Source organism: Cognaticolwellia aestuarii, assembly GCF_002000025.1.
GTDB lineage: Bacteria > Pseudomonadota > Gammaproteobacteria > Enterobacterales > Alteromonadaceae > Cognaticolwellia > Cognaticolwellia aestuarii.
Genome location: NZ_MUZV01000002.1, coordinates 249,261 through 267,239 on the forward strand (window position 1 = coordinate 249,261; position 17,979 = coordinate 267,239).

The 17,979-nt window shown below is 40.8% G+C and carries 13 protein-coding genes and 1 CRISPR repeat array; of the genes, 11 read left to right on the forward strand and 2 right to left on the reverse strand.

The window, feature by feature from the left end; all coding sequences use genetic code 11:
• Positions 1-135 precede the first annotated feature (135 nt).
• The 10 genes from B0169_RS04370 to cas2e all read left to right on the forward strand — a co-directional run bounded on the left by B0169_RS04370 (position 136) and on the right by cas2e (position 10,995).
• Positions 136-2,043: a class I SAM-dependent methyltransferase gene (locus B0169_RS04370; protein ID WP_077284737.1), complete on the forward strand. Its 1,908-nt coding sequence runs from the start codon at positions 136-138 to the stop codon at positions 2,041-2,043.
• 63 nt (positions 2,044-2,106) lie between these two features.
• Positions 2,107-3,015: a WYL domain-containing protein gene (locus tag B0169_RS04375; RefSeq protein ID WP_158077049.1), complete on the forward strand. Its 909-nt coding sequence runs from the start codon at positions 2,107-2,109 to the stop codon at positions 3,013-3,015.
• 142 nt (positions 3,016-3,157) lie between these two features.
• On the forward strand, positions 3,158-5,572 hold the full coding sequence (gene cas3, locus B0169_RS04380; RefSeq protein WP_077284739.1) for a CRISPR-associated helicase/endonuclease Cas3: 2,415 nt from the start codon (positions 3,158-3,160) through the stop codon (positions 5,570-5,572).
• Positions 5,573-5,589: 17 nt separating this feature from the next.
• A complete protein-coding gene (gene cas6e / locus B0169_RS04385; RefSeq protein ID WP_077284740.1) occupies positions 5,590-6,135 on the forward strand; it encodes a type I-E CRISPR-associated protein Cas6/Cse3/CasE in 546 nt (181 codons plus the stop codon).
• A 20-nt stretch (positions 6,136-6,155) separates the two neighbouring features.
• On the forward strand, positions 6,156-6,572 hold the full coding sequence (locus B0169_RS04390) for a type I-E CRISPR-associated protein Cse2/CasB (RefSeq protein WP_077284741.1): 417 nt from the start codon (positions 6,156-6,158) through the stop codon (positions 6,570-6,572).
• 49 nt (positions 6,573-6,621) lie between these two features.
• Positions 6,622-7,647, forward strand: a complete 1,026-nt coding sequence (gene cas7e, locus B0169_RS04395; RefSeq protein ID WP_077284742.1) for a type I-E CRISPR-associated protein Cas7/Cse4/CasC — start codon at positions 6,622-6,624, stop codon at positions 7,645-7,647.
• Positions 7,648-7,684: 37 nt separating this feature from the next.
• Positions 7,685-8,332 (forward strand): type I-E CRISPR-associated protein Cas5/CasD, encoded by a 648-nt coding sequence (cas5e, locus tag B0169_RS04400; protein WP_077284743.1) that lies wholly within the window; start codon positions 7,685-7,687, stop codon positions 8,330-8,332.
• Complete coding sequence (locus tag B0169_RS04405) at positions 8,319-9,791, forward strand: type I-E CRISPR-associated protein Cse1/CasA (RefSeq protein WP_077284744.1); 1,473 nt, start codon at positions 8,319-8,321, stop codon at positions 9,789-9,791. The genes cas5e and B0169_RS04405 overlap by 14 nt, the downstream gene beginning before the upstream one ends.
• The gene (cas1e, locus tag B0169_RS04410) at positions 9,792-10,709 is read left to right on the forward strand and encodes a type I-E CRISPR-associated endonuclease Cas1e (RefSeq protein ID WP_077284745.1); all 918 of its coding nucleotides are present in this window, start codon (positions 9,792-9,794) and stop codon (positions 10,707-10,709) included.
• A 7-nt stretch (positions 10,710-10,716) separates the two neighbouring features.
• Positions 10,717-10,995 carry a type I-E CRISPR-associated endoribonuclease Cas2e gene (gene cas2e / locus B0169_RS04415; RefSeq protein ID WP_412842113.1) on the forward strand — a complete coding sequence of 93 codons (279 nt, stop codon included), beginning with the start codon at positions 10,717-10,719 and terminating at the stop codon, positions 10,993-10,995.
• A gap of 89 nt (positions 10,996-11,084) precedes the next feature.
• A CRISPR array of direct repeats spans positions 11,085-13,492; the repeat unit is 29 nt; unit sequence GTGTTCCCCGTATCCACGGGGCTGAACCG.
• 159 nt (positions 13,493-13,651) lie between these two features.
• Here cas2e and B0169_RS04420 read toward each other — a convergent pair.
• On the reverse strand, positions 13,652-13,843 hold the full coding sequence (locus tag B0169_RS04420; RefSeq protein WP_077284747.1) for an NF038104 family lipoprotein: 192 nt from the start codon (positions 13,841-13,843) through the stop codon (positions 13,652-13,654).
• 385 nt (positions 13,844-14,228) lie between these two features.
• Positions 14,229-14,480 carry a hypothetical protein gene (locus B0169_RS04430; protein WP_235838465.1) on the reverse strand — a complete coding sequence of 84 codons (252 nt, stop codon included), beginning with the start codon at positions 14,478-14,480 and terminating at the stop codon, positions 14,229-14,231.
• 114 nt (positions 14,481-14,594) lie between these two features.
• Here B0169_RS04430 and B0169_RS04435 point away from each other — a divergent pair, with 114 nt between their 5' ends.
• Positions 14,595-17,804 carry a UvrD-helicase domain-containing protein gene (locus tag B0169_RS04435; protein ID WP_077284750.1) on the forward strand — a complete coding sequence of 1,070 codons (3,210 nt, stop codon included), beginning with the start codon at positions 14,595-14,597 and terminating at the stop codon, positions 17,802-17,804.
• Positions 17,805-17,979: the final 175 nt, after the last annotated feature.

Below are 17,979 nucleotides of genomic sequence, written 5' to 3' on the forward strand. Positions count from 1 at the left end.
CTCATTGACAATTAATTACATTTTTATCAATCTGGGTACGACATAATAATATTTCAGATATAAATACCCACAGGGCGTTATATCTGAAATATTATTATTTTGAGCTTATGGACGAAGTGTAATTAGGATGATGACGTGACCCCGCAGTTTTACAATGACAACGCCAAAGAACTTGCTAAACAATACCTTTCAAAATCATTTGAAGAGGTTCACCAAAGTTGGTCGCACTTTTTACCTGCCATTTTTAAAAATGCCAATGCTCGTATCTTAGATCTAGGCGCAGGATCGGGGCGAGACGCTAAGTATTTTGCTGAGCTTGCTGAAAAAACGCATCAAACCGAAAACAATATTCAAGTTTATGCTGTGGAACCCGCCACTGAATTTGCCGAGTTAGGAGCTCAAGTTACCCAAGGCTTGAAGGTTAAATGGCTTAATGATGCGTTACCGACATTAAGTGTCATAACTAAGCAAGAAGTTAGCTTTGACTTAATTTTGCTAAGCGCTGTTTGGATGCACATTCCGCAAAGTGCCCGGGCTCGTGCAATTCGTAAACTTGCCAATTTATTAAAGCCCGGCGGAAAACTCGTTATATCATTACGCCACGGACAAACTGAAGACGATTTAAAACTGCGTAAAATGCATGTCGTATGCGCCGATGAGTTAAAAAGCCTAGCGACAGATGTTGGCTTATTTACGCAACTAGAAACCCCAAAAGAAGCCGATAAACTTGGCAGAAATCATGTTTCTTGGCAAACCCTTGTATTGCAAATGCCAGACGATGGCACAGGTGCATTTCCGTTCATTCGTCATGTTGCGCTTAATGACGGAAAATCAGCCACACATAAATTGGCCTTGTTAAGAGTGTTACTGCGCATTGCCGACGGCCATCCAGGCGCCGTGCTGCGCAGAGAATCATCACCATTTGGCGATCGCGTTATTTTACCCGTTGGCTTAGTCGCGCTTTATTGGTGTCATCAATATAAAGAGTTAATTGATACGCATCAGCTATTTCAATCACCGAGTCAAAACCCAAACATGGGGTTTATGAAAGCTAACGGCTGGCACAAGTTAACACACCGCAGTGCCGCTGATTATCGAATTGGCAATATGTTCATAGGTGAAGACGCGGTCGCGCTGCACAAAACCCTAACGGCGGCCGTCAGTAACATTAAAAACATGCCATGTCGCTACATCACTTTCCCAAATCAAGCGGCCAATAGTAGCCAAACCGTTTTTGAAGTGGCCAACAAAAGCGTAAAAGCCAAAGACAGCCTATTTCTTGATTTACAAACGCTTGAGCAATGGGGCGAATTTTCACTGCCTGAATCAACATGGTTAGCGTTCAACCGATACGCATGCTGGATTGAACCAGTGTTAGTTAGCGAGTGGGTAAAAACCATGGCAAGTTATTCGGGTAATGCTCAGTATTCAGCCCCAGAACAGCAATATCACTTATACCAAGCCCTAAACTGGGAAGAGCCAAAACGCACAACAACCGAAGTACGTAAACGTTTTGAACAACTAAAAGAAACCTTGCCAAAGTCTGAGCAAATACGCTGCGTATGGTCAGAAAAATCGTTAATGCAACATTATGAAATTGACCACAGCATGCCATTCGCGCGCTGGCCAAATAACGACTTATGGAACTTACTGCCAACGGATAGCCAAATTAACAATCAAAAAAGCGACCGCTTGCCAACTGAGCAAAAATTAAAGCAATCAAAAGCAAGAATTCAGCACTGGTGGCAAATCGCTTGGTTAGACAATGACGTTAATACTGCTAGCGCAATAAAATTAGATAAAACGCATGAAGTAAATGAAATCCCTGCGGGCTACGAAATAAGCACAAAAGCTATTATGCCGGCATCAAGGCTAGAGCAAAAAACAGCAACGTTGTCAGCAAACAGTAAACGCTTTTTTGCTGAAGCGAATATCGCCTTACCTGGGTTAAATTCAGATAACACTTCAATTGATGACTTGTTTGAAGCACTGGTGATGCAGCGTGGGCGATTGAAAGAAATGCAACAGTTGCGAGAGTGGTGAGCCGATAATAATTAGTAAAAATACTTTCAAATAAATTTGAATTAACAACTAATGGAGTTAGTAGTGGATAAAAGTTCAAGGCTTAAGGTGATAGAGTTAATGTTGCAGTGGCAAGGTGATATCAGCTCTCGTGACTTAAAGATCCTATACGATATCAGCCATGATACCGCTAAAAGGATGATTCAAAACTACACCAAACAATACCCAGATAATATTACGTATAACGCTCATTTGAAAAAACATCAAGCAACCGATAGTTTTATGCCCAAATTATCGGTTTGCCTTTTCGAAACCTACATAAATACTCTTGAAAAACTACAATTTATAAAGGGTGAAGGTACGCTAAGTGTTGAAATATTGCTAACGGATAATCACGACTTGCATAATAAAGAAATTCAACCGGTGCAAAATTCACCTGGTAAATCAACGACACCAATTACTAGAATAACGCATCCACAAAGGCGATTAAAGCCAGAGTTGATGAGAGTCATCATGTTGGCATGTCAGCAAAACCTACGAGTAGAAGTAGACTATTTATCATTAAATAACCCTGACTATGAAGGGCGTATCATTCAGCCGCATGCACTAGTCCATGACGGTTCAAGGTGGCACGTTCGTGCTTATGATGAAAAATCCCAGTCATTTAGAGACTTCAATTTAGCTCGATTTAAATCTAAAGCCCTAGTTGAAGGTAACGCGACTGTTACCCCAGAACAGGATGCGGATTGGAACATGATAGTAGAATTGGAAATTATACCTGATACGCGATTATCGCTAATTCAAAAAGAATGCATTGAGCAAGAATTTCAGATGCATCAAGGGAAATTAGTTATTCCTTGTCGTGCAGCCTTAATTAACTACTTATTACTGAATTTACGTATTGATCAATATAGATCTGAAGCTGTGGCACAACAGATTATCTTAGCCGAAGATTGCCGAAAAAAACTAAAGCAATATTTATGGGATAGTTAATCTATAAAATTGTAGCAACATTTCAGTAACCCGATTAAAAATCCCTACTGTATTAAAGTACAGCATAGGAAAGTTATAAAACGTAATGCAAAGTAATAAAATCTGTAAACAAGGTGCTCTAAAATGAGGTTTGTAATTATTAATGAATAGTTATTTTAAATATTGGGGCAAGGCTAAAAAAGTTCCTGATGGAAACGGTAACGACTATCACTTATTGCCTTATCACTGCTTAGATGTCGCAGCGGTAGTTGATGTATGGTTGAGTGAGTCAAAAGTACTGTTGAAACAAATCTCCTATCAAATAAATAAATCGGAACAAGAAACACGTTCAATTATTTTATTTTTTGTACTGCTGCATGACTTAGGCAAGTTTGATGCTCGTTTTCAAAATTTCGTAGAAGAAATACGTACTCAACTACAAGGTGACGAATTTGACGTTGAATCAGAAAAGTATAGTCATGGGTCTCATGGTTATCTGCATTTCATTCAAATCTATGATCACAATGAAGCAATGAAGGCTGTGGCTGGACATCATGGCTATTGTGATACTTCTATAGATCGGAATTTACTTGATCCTGATGCAGATGAAGAATTAATTGAATTAGATAAATTAGCTAGGCAAGAATGGGTAGATTTTTGTCTTCAATGGACAGGATTAACGAGTGTGCCTGATGTTGGCGAAATTCCAATGTTAGCTGGCTTATGCAGTGTTGCTGACTGGGTGGGCTCTTCAATCACTAACTTTACAACGGAAATTTACGATTTAACGGATTATTATCAGCAAGCAATTCCGAGAGCGAAAACAGCACTAATCGAATCTGGGATGCTTAATAAAATAAAAGGGGCTGGATTCAACTTTTTATTTAATCCATACCAGCCTAGAGGCGTCCAAACGCTATTAGCCCAAATGCCACTTAAAACGGGTTTAACTATAGTTGAGTCAGATACAGGCTCAGGAAAAACAGAATTTGCACTCGCTTACGCGTCGATGTTAATTGAGCAAGATCTTGCAGACGGGATCGTTTTTGGGTTACCAACGCAGGCTACGGCTAACGGATTATTTGACCGTATCGGTGATGCAGCAAGCAAGCTCTTCCCCGACAGTAAAATTACCCTAGCTCATGGTAAATCGAAATACTTATTCCCTGATGAAAATGGTTTCTTACACCAATCAAATAAACGTGCATTTTTAGGCTCGATGTCCGTTGCAACAGTTGATCAAGTGTTAATGGGGGTTTTGGGAATTAAACATCAATTTATTCGCTCGTTTGGCACACGTAAATCAGTGTTGATTTTAGATGAGATTCATAGCTTTGATGCATACATGTACGCATTGATTGATAACGTATTGAAAGGCCAACACCAAGCTTATTCTAGTGTGATTTTATTATCAGCAACCCTGCCATTATCACTAAAAAATAATTTGTTAAGATCATATGGTGGAACATCAACAAGCATTGAGTATCCGTTGATTACTCACGTTGATATAGATGGCATGACTCAAGAATTTTCAGTTGAAAGTACAGGTTATAAAACCGACCAAAATAAAACAGTACAGTTAGAAAACTGGCATACAGATAACTTATTACCCACTACTGCTCAACAATATGAATTGCTCAACCATGCCAAGGCTGGAGCTGTTGTAGGTGTTATTTGTAATACCGTTGCTGATGCCCAAAATTTGTATAGCGAATTAAAAATACAAGCAGAAAATCAGCAAATTGAAATAGATCTATTTCATGCCCGTTTTACTTTTGCTGACAGGGCACGAATAGAAGCTGCAATATTACAAACCTACGGGAAAAATGCGCCACGTAAAGGCCGTGTTTTAGTTGCGACACAAGTAGTTGAACAGTCCCTTGATTTAGATTTTGATATTATGCTCAGTCAATTAGCGCCTATTGAGTTTCTATTTCAGCGGATGGGACGATTATGGCGACACGATCGAAATAATACGGATCTTCCCCCCCGTAGTGACAGAATTAAATTTCCAACATTCATCACGTTACTTCCTAATAAGCCGATTGAAAACTGGGTTAATCACTACCAGGGGAGTGGTTATGTCTATCGCAACACGCGTGTTCTTTTTCGAACAGAGCAATATCTTACTCATCATCAAACTTTAACTTTTCCTGATTGTTATCGTGAGGCTATTGAGTACGTTCATGCTGAAGAAGCTTACCCCGGTGAGGCGATTGAATTAACCAATTTATTTGAAAAATATCAGCTAGATCAGGATGGCTCGGCTTATACGGCCAAAATGTATAGTGTTTTAGACTCTAAGCCTTTAAGTGATGTTGATCCGCGTTGTGCATTGCTAACGCGAGAGGGTGAAATGACAGCAACAGTCGTACTGCTAAATGAACAAGGAGGTTTATTGCACGGAGGAGATTATAAAGAGCAACAAGACAGAGAAAAAAGTAGCGTATCAATTGCTAAAAAACATGCAAAAGGCCAACAGGATACAGATTTTTATTGTGTTAAAGCCATTGTTAATAAAGACATGGTGTATGGAGAGTTAGGCGTGGTTTTGCCTAAATTAAAACTTAATAATTAGATTGAAAAGGAAGCGATATGTACATATCCATGGTGGCATTGAATGCTACCGATAGTTATCAACAGCATAAGGATATTTGGAGTTTATTTCCAAATACACCAGAGCGTCGGCGTGATCATTTATTCCGAGTAGAAAACCAATCTTCCAACGAAAGAGTGATGGTATTGGTGCAATCAAGTTCAGCCCCTAGCAGTAGTGAAAAAGCGCAAGTGTTGCAATCAAAATCTTTTAACCCGCAACTGCACAATGAAGAGTTTTATAAATTTAAGTTATTGGCTTACCCAACAAAGTGTTTAAGCAAAGGTAAAAAGGTAATTGAGATACACGACGAGAATGAACAAATTGAATGGCTTCATCGAAAGTTAAAAGGGGCAAATGTTAACGTCACCTCAATGGAAAGTATCATGGTTAAAAGCAAAAAAAGTTTTAATAGTCGATACGTTTGCTTTGAAGGTATTTTACAAATAATTGATTCCGAACAAATCTACCAAGCGTTAGTGATGGGGATTGGTCGGCAAAAACATGCAGGAGCAGGATTATTGTCTCTTGCTAAAGCTAATTAATAAATTCAAAGGGAATAACTATGTACGAAAGAATTTATAACGCTTATTTAAGTTTAGGGAAAGGTGACCAAGCTGAACTAAAGCGGTGCAATTTAGAAAAATTGGCTAACTGCCCAGCTTACTTTCGGATACTAAAATTTACGGGTGCAAAAGACACAACTCAAACACAACGTATTTTGTTTTTACTTGTTGCGATTGATGTTTCTACAGAACCAGAAGCCAACTCAGTCGCAATCGCTTTGTTAAAAGCAGGCGTTAAAGAAACTCAAATCATTCAAATTACAAGAAGTGGAGACAATGCTGTTGAATACCTAAAACGGCAATTAGTACGCTGTAAAAACGTTAATTTATCAAGTCTTGGTAAATTATCCCAATACTGGGGAGAGCAAGCGCGGCGGCAGCTTTTAAAAGAATTTATTTTAGCTGAACAAGACTAACCTCATACTTTTAACAAAATATAAAATGATTTAAATTAAGGATAACCTAATGACCACATTTATTAATATTCATGCGTTAATTTCTCACCCATCATCAATGATGAACCGCGATGATTCAGGATTACAAAAAACAGCCGTATTTGGTGGAACAACCAGAAGTAGAATTTCTAGCCAATGTTTAAAACGGGCAATTCGTCAAAGTGATTTGTATAAAGCTAATGTCGAAGAGCTATCTATTAGAACGAACAAATTTGATGAGTTATTGAGTTTGTGTGTTGAAAAACTCCCCGAGTTTGATGCCAAAATGATCGAAGATGTTTTAGTGAATATAGGCTCTAAAATCAAAACAGAAACCGACAAAGAAACCAAACAAAAACATAGAACTTTCGACGCAGTGCAACCATATTCTATTGGTGCTATTCGTGAAGCAATTCACATGGTACAAGCTGGAACCGATTTAAAAGGCCTTAAAAAGATAGTACAAATACCTACCACAGATGTTGCATTGTCTGGCCGGATGGATGCAAGTTGTCCAGAACGAAATATTGAAGCTGCAATGAGTGTTGCACATAGTTTAACGACACACAGTGCAGACATTGAAGTTGATTGGTTTACAGCATGCGACGACTTAGCCGAGCAAGGTTCTGGTCATATTGGTACTAATGAATTTAGTTCTGGCGTGTTTTATCGTTATGCTTCAATTGATGTTGATTTACTCGCGAGTAATATCAAAAAAACAGTGGCGGACACTGCGGATATTATTAACACCATTGTTAATTGCTTCGCGCAAGTCTCACCTTCAGCGAAACAAAAAACATTTGCTGCACATAACAAAGCTGACTTTGTACTATGTACTCAATCTAATCAACCCTTGTCTCTTGCAAATGCATTTAGAAAACCCATTCCAAATACAGGTGACGTGATGGAAGTATCTATTAAAAGTTTGGTATCTCATTATGAAGATTTAGTTGATGGCTATGAGTTGCAATCTGAGGCAAAAGCTTTCGATATTACTAAAACAGCTAATAGTGAAAAGGTAACCTTAGTTAACAAAATTAGCGAATTATCATTTTAACTTTGTTGTTTGTTATAAAGAGCACAAGGAGTTAAATATGAAAACGTTAATTTTAAAAACCGAAGGCCTGTCGGCTTATGGCTTGCAAACCTTTGATGTACACCGAAGAGCAAATCATTTTCCAACACGCTCAGCAATCATTGGTTTATTAGCTGCAGCATTAGGTATTACACGCAAAGAACAGAGCACTTTATATGAATTGTCTGAAAACTTAGCTATTGCCGTGCAAGTTAATCAGACTGGCGAGAAAATGGTTGATTACCACACAGTGCAAAATTTTCGTAGTCCTATGGGAAAAATTCAAAATGGTACTAAACCTACCTATCGTGAATATTGGTGTGATAGTGAGCATACCTTTGCTATTTCGGCCAGCAACGAACTCATTGAGAAATTAGCTGCGGCAGTTAAATCCCCTAAATTCACCTTGTTTCAAGGTCGAAAATCATGCCCTTTAACAAGGCCTTTGTTCGAAAAGTTAATTGATGAGAGTAATCCAGCAATAGCGCTTAAAAAAGGTTGTAAAACGGGGCAGATCTTTAGCGACGTGATCGGTGAAAACCATATCGCTACATTACAAGTGCGAGATAAGCTAACTTCTGTTAGCAGAAAGTACGCAATGCGCACAGTGTATGTCAGTGGCCAACGATTGCAAAATTCGGCAGGAGCAAGCAATGAACTTACTTAAAGATCCTTTTATTTCAACTACATTGGGTAAAGTTTCATTAAAAGATATTTTAACGTCAGATGAAGATTATCAACTACAGTATTTTTTTGATGAAACCCAATTAGCTATGTTGCAAATGTTGTCTTCGTTGGCAACCGTTGTGCTTAAACCGACTATTTTGGAATTAAAGGGGTATATAGCAAAAGGATTAACTGCTGAACAGTATGACCTAGCGCTTTCTAAAATTGAAAGTAAGTGGTTTGAAGATGATTGTTTTATGCGTTCGAAAGCTTCAAATAAAGCGAAAGTTGCAGACGGACCTATCACAAAATTAGTTTCAGGCATTGAGTGTGGAGGTTCTCCAAACGCACTTGGTTTATTTTCTGATTCTGAAAATGTGACTATTGCATGCTCTGACTGTACTCACGTTCTAAATTACAATTTACATATGAATATTAAAGGTGAGTGTTTTGGTCCTACAGGTGCTACAGGGATACGTGGTGGTGGCGCCATCACAACGCTTGTTTCAGGTTCGAATTTGAAAGAAACGTTATTATTCAATGTTGTAGCCATTGATTTTTATCAAAAAAATACAGCTTTAAGTGATAGTGCTGACTCCAAGTTTATGTGGGATTTACCTTTAGATGGTGATTTATACCAAGCACAAAACATAGGCTTAGAAAGAGGACTGTTTGCATTAGCGTATCACATTGACTTTGTTATTGAAGACCAAATTGCTGAGTGTCATATTTGTGGACATGAATCGAATAAGATTACTAAAACTTTCAAACGAGTAAAATATTCAGGAGCTTATGGTTCAACCAAAAAAGGTCGAGATAACGGCGCTGGTTGGTGGTTGCATCCATACACTCCGAGAAATGAAAAGGAAGACGGTACTTATGCTGTTTGCGCTAGAGACCAGAATTGGCAATCATGGCAAGAGTTAACTGCATACATAATCGGTAAAGAAACAGATAAAACGGCTGTGAAGCCTGCTTTAATCATTAATCAATTTCAAAATGCCTTATCTAATGGAAAAGCGAATGTATTAGTTGGTGGTAATATTGCAGACCAAGGCTCAATCACTGGGCGTGTCTATGATTTATATTCAATGCCTTCTTCACTTTCTAAAAATAACGCGAGAATTACCCAGGTTATCGATTCTGGTTTAGATCAGAAGGAGAAGTTATCAATTGCTTTAAATAAAATGTTTGGAGTTGGATATGATAAAAACTTTGTTAGCGGTATTAAAAATCAAGCTATGCAACGTTTTACCACTAACGCTCAACAAATAGTTCAGCAAATATTGTTAGACGTTGACAGAAAAGAAGCAGCAGAATTAAGAAAAGATGCAGTTAGTTCACTAAGTAATGAAGCAAAAGCGATTTTTAAATCTGTTCAACGTAAATATCAACACGATTTGCCTTTATTTAAAGCGTTAGTTAAAGGCGAGTTTATATTGTATAAAGCTGATAATTAAATGGCTTTTATACCACTCAAACCAATCCCAATTAAAGATCGTAATTCAATGATTTTTGTCGGTATGGGGCAAATTGACGTCAAAGATGGTGCTTTTGTTGTTATCGATAAAAACGGCGAACGTATGCATATCCCTGTTGGTTCAGTGGTATGTATCATGCTCGAGCCTGGTACGCGCGTTAGTCATGCGGCAGTTAAATTAGCGGCAACAACCGGTACGCTACTGATTTGGGTAGGCGAGGCTGGTGTGCGTTTGTATTCTGTTGGCCAACCGGGTGGCGCAAGATCTGATCATTTGCTTTATCAAGCTAAGTTGGCTTTAGATGAGAGTTTAAGGTTAAAAGTCGTTCGTAAAATGTTTGAGCTAAGGTTTGGTGAGCCAGCACCTGAACGACGAAGTGTTGAGCAGTTGCGAGGTATAGAAGGAGCAAGAGTGCGTAAAACCTATCAGCTGCTTGCGAAGCAATATAACGTTGACTGGAATGGGCGCCGCTATGACCCTAAAGATTGGAAAAAAGGCGATGTAGTTAATCAGTGTATAAGTGCAGCAACATCTTGCTTATATGGTGTAACAGAAGCCGCAATTTTAGCTGCAGGCTATGCTCCTGCTATAGGGTTTATTCATAGCGGTAAGCCGCTTTCATTTGTCTATGATATTGCGGACATTTGGAAATTTGAAACTGTTGTGCCGCTAGCTTTTAAAATAGCTGCGAAAAAACCTTTTACGCCAGATAAGGCGGTGCGTATCGCTTGCAGAGAGTTATTTCGCTCCGACAAAGTGCTAAAACGATTAATCCCCTTAATTGATGAAGTATTATCTGCAGGTGAAATTGAACCACCTAAACCACCAGTGGATGCACAACCACCTGCTATACCAGAACCTAAGTCAATAGGTGATTTAGGGCATAGGAGTAAATAAATTGAGTATGCTTATGGTTGTAACCGAAGCAGTTCCGCCCAGATTGCGGGGACGTTTAGCTGTATGGCTACTTGAAGTTAGAGCTGGTGTTTATATTGGTGACGTATCACGTCGTATCCGTGAAATGGTTTGGTTGCAAGTAACAGAATTAGCAGAAGACGGTAATGTAGTAATGGCTTGGGCAACGAATACTGAGTCAGGATTTGATTTTCAAACTTATGGTGAGAACAGGCGAGAGCCTGTTGAATTAGATGGTTTGAGATTAGTAAAGTTTAAAGCATTGTAATCAAGAAATTAGTATATATAGCTCTTTAAAAATTTGGTAGAATTTAAAAGTTCTAAAAAAACCATTAAAAACAACGATGTTTTTTTAGTGTGTTCCCCGTATCCACGGGGCTGAACCGCGATGATCGACAAACAAATTAAAAGCGACAAGGTGTTCCCCGTATCCACGGGGCTGAACCGGTACACCGAGCAACGTGGAATTGACGCTGGGCGTGTTCCCCGTATCCACGGGGCTGAACCGGCGTTGAAATAGGCGTGGAGTTGACGCGAGAAGTGTTCCCCGTATCCACGGGGCTGAACCGCGAGCGTTATTGCGCACAGGCATAGCAATGAGGTGTTCCCCGTATCCACGGGGCTGAACCGCCTGATGTTTCCCCACCGTTACCACTAAATATGTGTTCCCCGTATCCACGGGGCTGAACCGTATTGGCGCGACCAATAGCGGTTAGTATTCAGGTGTTCCCCGTATCCACGGGGCTGAACCGGGTACGTATACTCATGATAGAAATAACACCAGGTGTTCCCCGTATCCACGGGGCTGAACCGTTATAGGTCGATACGGTAATTCATATTTGACAGTGTTCCCCGTATCCACGGGGCTGAACCGGTTTCAGGATTTACATTTGGTAAAAATACTTTGTGTTCCCCGTATCCACGGGGCTGAACCGTTTTTTGATTATATCAGTTATCTTTGCTGCATGTGTTCCCCGTATCCACGGGGCTGAACCGGTTTTTTTGAGTTGTTATGCACATTACTAAGTGTGTTCCCCGTATCCACGGGGCTGAACCGTAATATAAACCACGTATGATTCACCATCTGCCGTGTTCCCCGTATCCACGGGGCTGAACCGAGTTCGCAGGTTATGCCGAGGGCAACCAAAAAGTGTTCCCCGTATCCACGGGGCTGAACCGGAACACTAACAAACGGGGGTAAAAACATTGGCGTGTTCCCCGTATCCACGGGGCTGAACCGAATACTGAACGCTTAACTAAGCCCAAATTATCGTGTTCCCCGTATCCACGGGGCTGAACCGCTAAAATCACCGCCATAACCTGTAATAGTATTGTGTTCCCCGTATCCACGGGGCTGAACCGTCTAAATCCCACCTTGAAAAAGTAGTAGCTAGGTGTTCCCCGTATCCACGGGGCTGAACCGCTTTTATTTATCATGCAATAACCCCTCCCAATGTGTTCCCCGTATCCACGGGGCTGAACCGGAATTCAGTTGTCAATGGTGACGGCTGGCATGGTGTTCCCCGTATCCACGGGGCTGAACCGGCATTCAGTTGTCAATGGTGACAGCTGGCATGGTGTTCCCCGTATCCACGGGGCTGAACCGATTGTTAGTGCCATCAGATAAAAACACGTTGCGTGTTCCCCGTATCCACGGGGCTGAACCGCTTTATAATATCAGAGATGCTAACCCAACCAAGTGTTCCCCGTATCCACGGGGCTGAACCGTAAACAGTCTTGGTTATTGCAACGACCTGATGGTGTTCCCCGTATCCACGGGGCTGAACCGACTGATAAATTCAAAGGACTGGATTTAGGTGAGTGTTCCCCGTATCCACGGGGCTGAACCGTCCGCCTTTTGGCTTATCAAAAACACACTGCTGTGTTCCCCGTATCCACGGGGCTGAACCGAGCCGAGGATATTGAGCACTTGGTTTACGATAGTGTTCCCCGTATCCACGGGGCTGAACCGGGTTTGCGTTTCGGTAGATTAGTCGCAATTAGGTGTTCCCCGTATCCACGGGGCTGAACCGAATCAGATCCAATCAGTAATTTTATTGACGTGGTGTTCCCCGTATCCACGGGGCTGAACCGGTTACGGACTGTTTCCACAAGATGTAAATCAGGTGTTCCCCGTATCCACGGGGCTGAACCGATATCCACGTTTCTATGCCAACAGGTCAGCGAGTGTTCCCCGTATCCACGGGGCTGAACCGTAACTTGTCAGCAGTCGAATAGAGAGAAAATCGTGTTCCCCGTATCCACGGGGCTGAACCGTCGTTATTTGCATTTACTGAACTATTTACTAAGTGTTCCCCGTATCCACGGGGCTGAACCGCACGTCAATAAATACGTTAACTTTATTATTGTGTGTTCCCCGTATCCACGGGGCTGAACCGCTTGGTGATGGTTATTTGCTGCGTATAGATTTGTGTTCCCCGTATCCACGGGGCTGAACCAGTAATTGTTGGTCTTGGTGATTCGATAACGTTGTGTTCCCCGTATCCACGGGGCTGAACCGGGGCTTTATCTAAGTGTTGAAAGCTACTTCTTGTGTTCCCCGTATCCACGGGGCTGAACCGTTTGCACTATATCATTAATTAGCTAGATAACTGTGTTCCCCGTATCCACGGGGCTGAACCGGTGGTGACTTAACGCACGAATCAAACGGCAATGTGTTCCCCGTATCCACGGGGCTGAACCGTTATGGGTTGATGGTCAGGAAATTATGAACATGTGTTCCCCGTATCCACGGGGCTGAACCGTGTGATTATTTAAATGCAAGAAACAAACAATGGAGGTCCTCGTATACCAGAAAAATTAACCTTAATGCCACTGTGTTTGTCTTTTGAGAATTACTTAATTCAATACCAATAACCTAAACCCCTTAAAATAAAGATTTAACCACATCTCTGAGTTTGATTTTATTCGTTATCACCATCATCTTCGTCTTCATCATCGATAATATCTGGCGTTACTGCGTCAACAACGTCGATAGCACCTCCAACCACTGTTGTTGTGGCACTTACCGCGGTAGACACAACAGCAACTGCAATGCAGCCTGATAAACTAAAAGCAATAGATAATAACAACAAGCTGTGTAGCACTTTTTTCACGGTAATATTTCCAAATGAATAAATATATGAAGGTGCACAATACGCTAATTTTGGGGCGAATCAATCGTTGTTTTTATGTTTTTTGAAAGTCATATTTTCGGCAAACTTTTATCACCATTTTATAAACAGCTAAAACGGATAAAAGCTAAAAACGTAAGCACTATCACTAATAAAGTTTCACTGCTGGTAAACAATACTATAGTAGCCTCGACATGGGCCAATATGTTGTAGGTAATAATTTGATATTGTTTGCAACTGCGAGCATGTACCAAAAAGGCTTGCCCAATATTGCGCATAATAAAGTTTTTGGCGCTCAAGTTTTAGCATTAAAGCGCTTGAGCTCGGCTCGTAAACTAGTGGCTGTTGAGCAGCTATCTTATTTTGCTTACTTTTTATTACTTGCCCATTGAAAAACCAGCGCAATGGGAAAAGGCGAAACGAGCACTAAGCCTAAACCAATTAAACTGCTGATCACTACCATGCCTGTTACATTTTGCCCAATGTCGGTCATGAACAGGCTTATTACACCAGCAATAAACAGCGTTAACCCTATAATGTGCAGTATTTTAAACACGCTAATTATTGAATATTGTGCTTGGGGCATACTTGTTAGCCTTTGCTTGAGGTTTTTTCGCATTATACTTTTTCCGTTCAACTTTCTCTATTGATCAAAGGGCAATTTTGTTATCACTAATGCTAGAATGCTTGCCTCTGGAAAAGTCTCCTTTTCGTATTCGGGTTTGTTGTGTAAATGAATGCTATTACTGCAAGTATTTTTGGTCGTTTTGTTGTTAAAAACAGAAACATTAATTTTGATAAAAACGGGCTATCGTTTGAGTTTAAAAACAGCTTAGTTTCGCTTAAATGGCAAGCGCTGGTAATGCCGCCGCAGTTTAATATTAGCTTTTTGGGCCAAATAGTTACCCTAAAAACCACTAAACAAACCTATGTGCTTAGCATGTGTGCCTATAGTGCTAGGGTGATGAAGCAGTCGGCATGTGAAAAGCTTTGGGTGGCCGCTAATCGTTCTCGGCTTGATACCTTGCTAGCGTCAATTGAAAAACTCAGCGTTAACCATTATGTTCGCCAGTCACACATTGAGAGTTTTCAACGCCTTATTCAGCAAGAGTTTCAGCGTTGGTTTCCTTGGATAAAACAAAGTAAAGCCTTGCCTATAGTTACTGAAAAACTGCAATGGCTGTCACATTATGCACGTTGGCAAGCGCAAGATATTGATGATTGCAGAGAGCGCTATATCGCTCGGCAATTAAAAGTTCAACAAAGCTTTTTTGATACGGTTGAGTCAAACCCGTTAACCTTGTCGCAGCGCCGAGCCTGTATTATTGATAACGACAATAATTTATTGCTAGCGGGCGCGGGCACCGGTAAAACCAGTGTTATGGTAGGGCGAACGGGGTATTTACTTAACAGTAAACAAGCACAGGCCAGCGATATTTTATTATTGGCTTATGGCCGTAAAGCAGCTGATGAAATGGACGATCGGCTCAAGGCTAAGCTTGCAAGCACTTTTGAAACTACCGCAATTACTAGTACTGGCTCGAAAACAAACATCAACCAGGCAAGTAAGGGTATTGCGGCGTCAACGTTTCATAGTTTAGGTTTGCAAATAATTGCTCAAGTTGAGGGGGCAAAGTCTAAGTTGTCTCGGTTTGCTGAAGACGAAAAAGCGAAAACGCAATGGCTGCAAACTTGCTTTGAAACATTGATTAATGAACATGCCACGTATCGTGCGCTTATTATTGAGTATTTTTGTCAATATTATTATGTTGAGCGCCATGCCGCTGATTTTAAAAGCCTAGGCGAGTACTACCAATACTTAACCAACAACGATGTTCGTAGCTTAAAAGGCGATAAAGTTAACAGCTTTGGCGAGCTTACTATTGCTAATTGGTTGTTTATGCAGGGGGTTGAGTATCAGTATCGGGCCAATTATGCCGTTAATGTTAGCACGGTTGAGCGCAAGCAATATCAACCTGATTTTTTCTTACCTGAGCATAATATTTACATTGAATATTATGCTTTAGACGAGAGCGGTGAACCGCCGACATTTATCGATAAAAAAGCTTACCACGAAGCCATTGCCTGGAAGCGAGCGACCCATAAAAAGTATCAAACCCGCTGTATTGAATTAAGCTATTTTCAGCATAAAAGTGTTCAGCATAAAAGTGATCAGCATAAAAGCGGCCAATTAATTACGCCTTTAGCAGGCTACTTTGCTGAGCAAAATATTGTTACCACGCCATTACCTGATGAGGCGATTATCGCTAGTTTACAAGAAAGTGGCCGTATAACGCAGCTTGTTGGGCTATTTTCTCAATTGCTGGGCCTGTATAAAGCGGCTTGTTTAGACACCGCGTTAGAGAAACAACTGGTTATTAATGCTCAACACCCCAAGCAAACGGTAAAAGCCTTGGTGTTACTTAAACCTATTTTGCATCGCTATCAGGCGCATTTAACTCAACACGGCGAAATTGACTTTGAAGATATGATCAACAAAGCGCTTAGTTATGTGCAAACGGGCAAGTTTCAATCACCGTGGCGCTATATTATGGTGGATGAATTTCAAGATATTTCAGAGCCAAGGGCGCGCTTAGTTAAAGCCTTGCGTGATAACCACAAAGGTAGCTCAATATTTGCCGTGGGTGACGACTGGCAGGCCATTTATCGTTTTAGTGGCGCTGATGTTAGCTTAACCACACATTTTGCGCGTTATTTTGGCGCAACTGGCGCAGTTAATTCGAGTAACTCAAGCAGTTCAGCCAATGCAGTTCATTCAGCTGATTCAGCTCATTCAGCTCATTCAACGACGCAATCAACACTCGACACTACTTTTCGGTTTAATAACCAAATTGGCAAGGTGGCGAGCGATTTTATTAGCAAAAATCCGCAGCAAATTAAGAAAAAAATTCATGCTTTGCAACAAGTACCGGCGCCGGCGGTGTCGATACTTAAGCGTGCGAACTCGGTTGTTAACTCAGTTAGTAGCAGTACCCTTAGCAACAATAACGTTAAAACCAATACCGCCAACACCAATACCGCCAGCACCAATACCAGCCATCAACAAATTAATGAACTGGCCAACGGCGCTATTGATGATGTTTTAGCGGCTATTTCAGCAAAAGTACTTGTTGGTCAAACTGCTCAGGCTGCTAAAAAATCGCCAGATAAAAAGCCTAGCCCAGCTAGCGTGTACTTTTTAGCCCGCTTTTGGTTTCAGTTGCCAAGCAAAGCTGACCTTGAACGCTTAAAAGTTAAATACCCGCTGTTAACGCTTGAGTCTCAGTCGTTTCATGCCTCCAAAGGTAAAGAGGCTGATTACGTGGTTATTTTAGGATTAAAAAAGGGCGTACAGGGTTTTCCGTCAGAAAAAACAACACCTGCGCTGCTTGATACTTTGCTCGCTAAACCTGAAGCCTATGCTTATGCCGAAGAGCGACGCTTATTTTATGTTGCGTTAACCCGGGCAAAAAATCGGGTTTATATTATTGCTGATATCAGCGAGGCAAGTTGTTTTGTTAAAGAGCTTATTGACCAACATGCCGATAATATTACGGTTGACGAATTTGCCAGCGAGGCCAGCCAAGCTTTTACCGATGAAATAAACTGTTTGGTTTGTCAAACGGGTATTTTGAAAAAGCGCAGTGGCAAGTTTGGCGATTTTTATGCTTGCTCACACTTTCCGCGTTGTACGCATAAAGAAAAACCCTGCACAAACTGTGCAAGCCCCATGACACGCCAACGCTTTACCGGCTTTAAAGTGTGTTTAAATAACCGCTGTAACACCCTGATACCTACTTGTGAAAGATGCCATGCTGAAATGGTATTACGCGCAAGTAAGAACGGTAAATTTTGGGGCTGTAAAAACTTTAAAGGCAATGAGCCAACAAGCTGTAAACATAGCATTGATGAAGCAAACATAAATTGGCCAACCTTGGTTTAAGAGATGCTTAAGTAAGGCTTAATTGGATTTTATTGTTTTGAGTCGGTTTGAATTTGTTTGAGTCGGCTCACATCGCAACAACAAAATTAAATATTTTAGCTATATAAGTGCAAGAGTTTCTTCATTTTTAAAAAATTCGAACTAGTATAAATATATCATTCCAATTTCTAGTGTT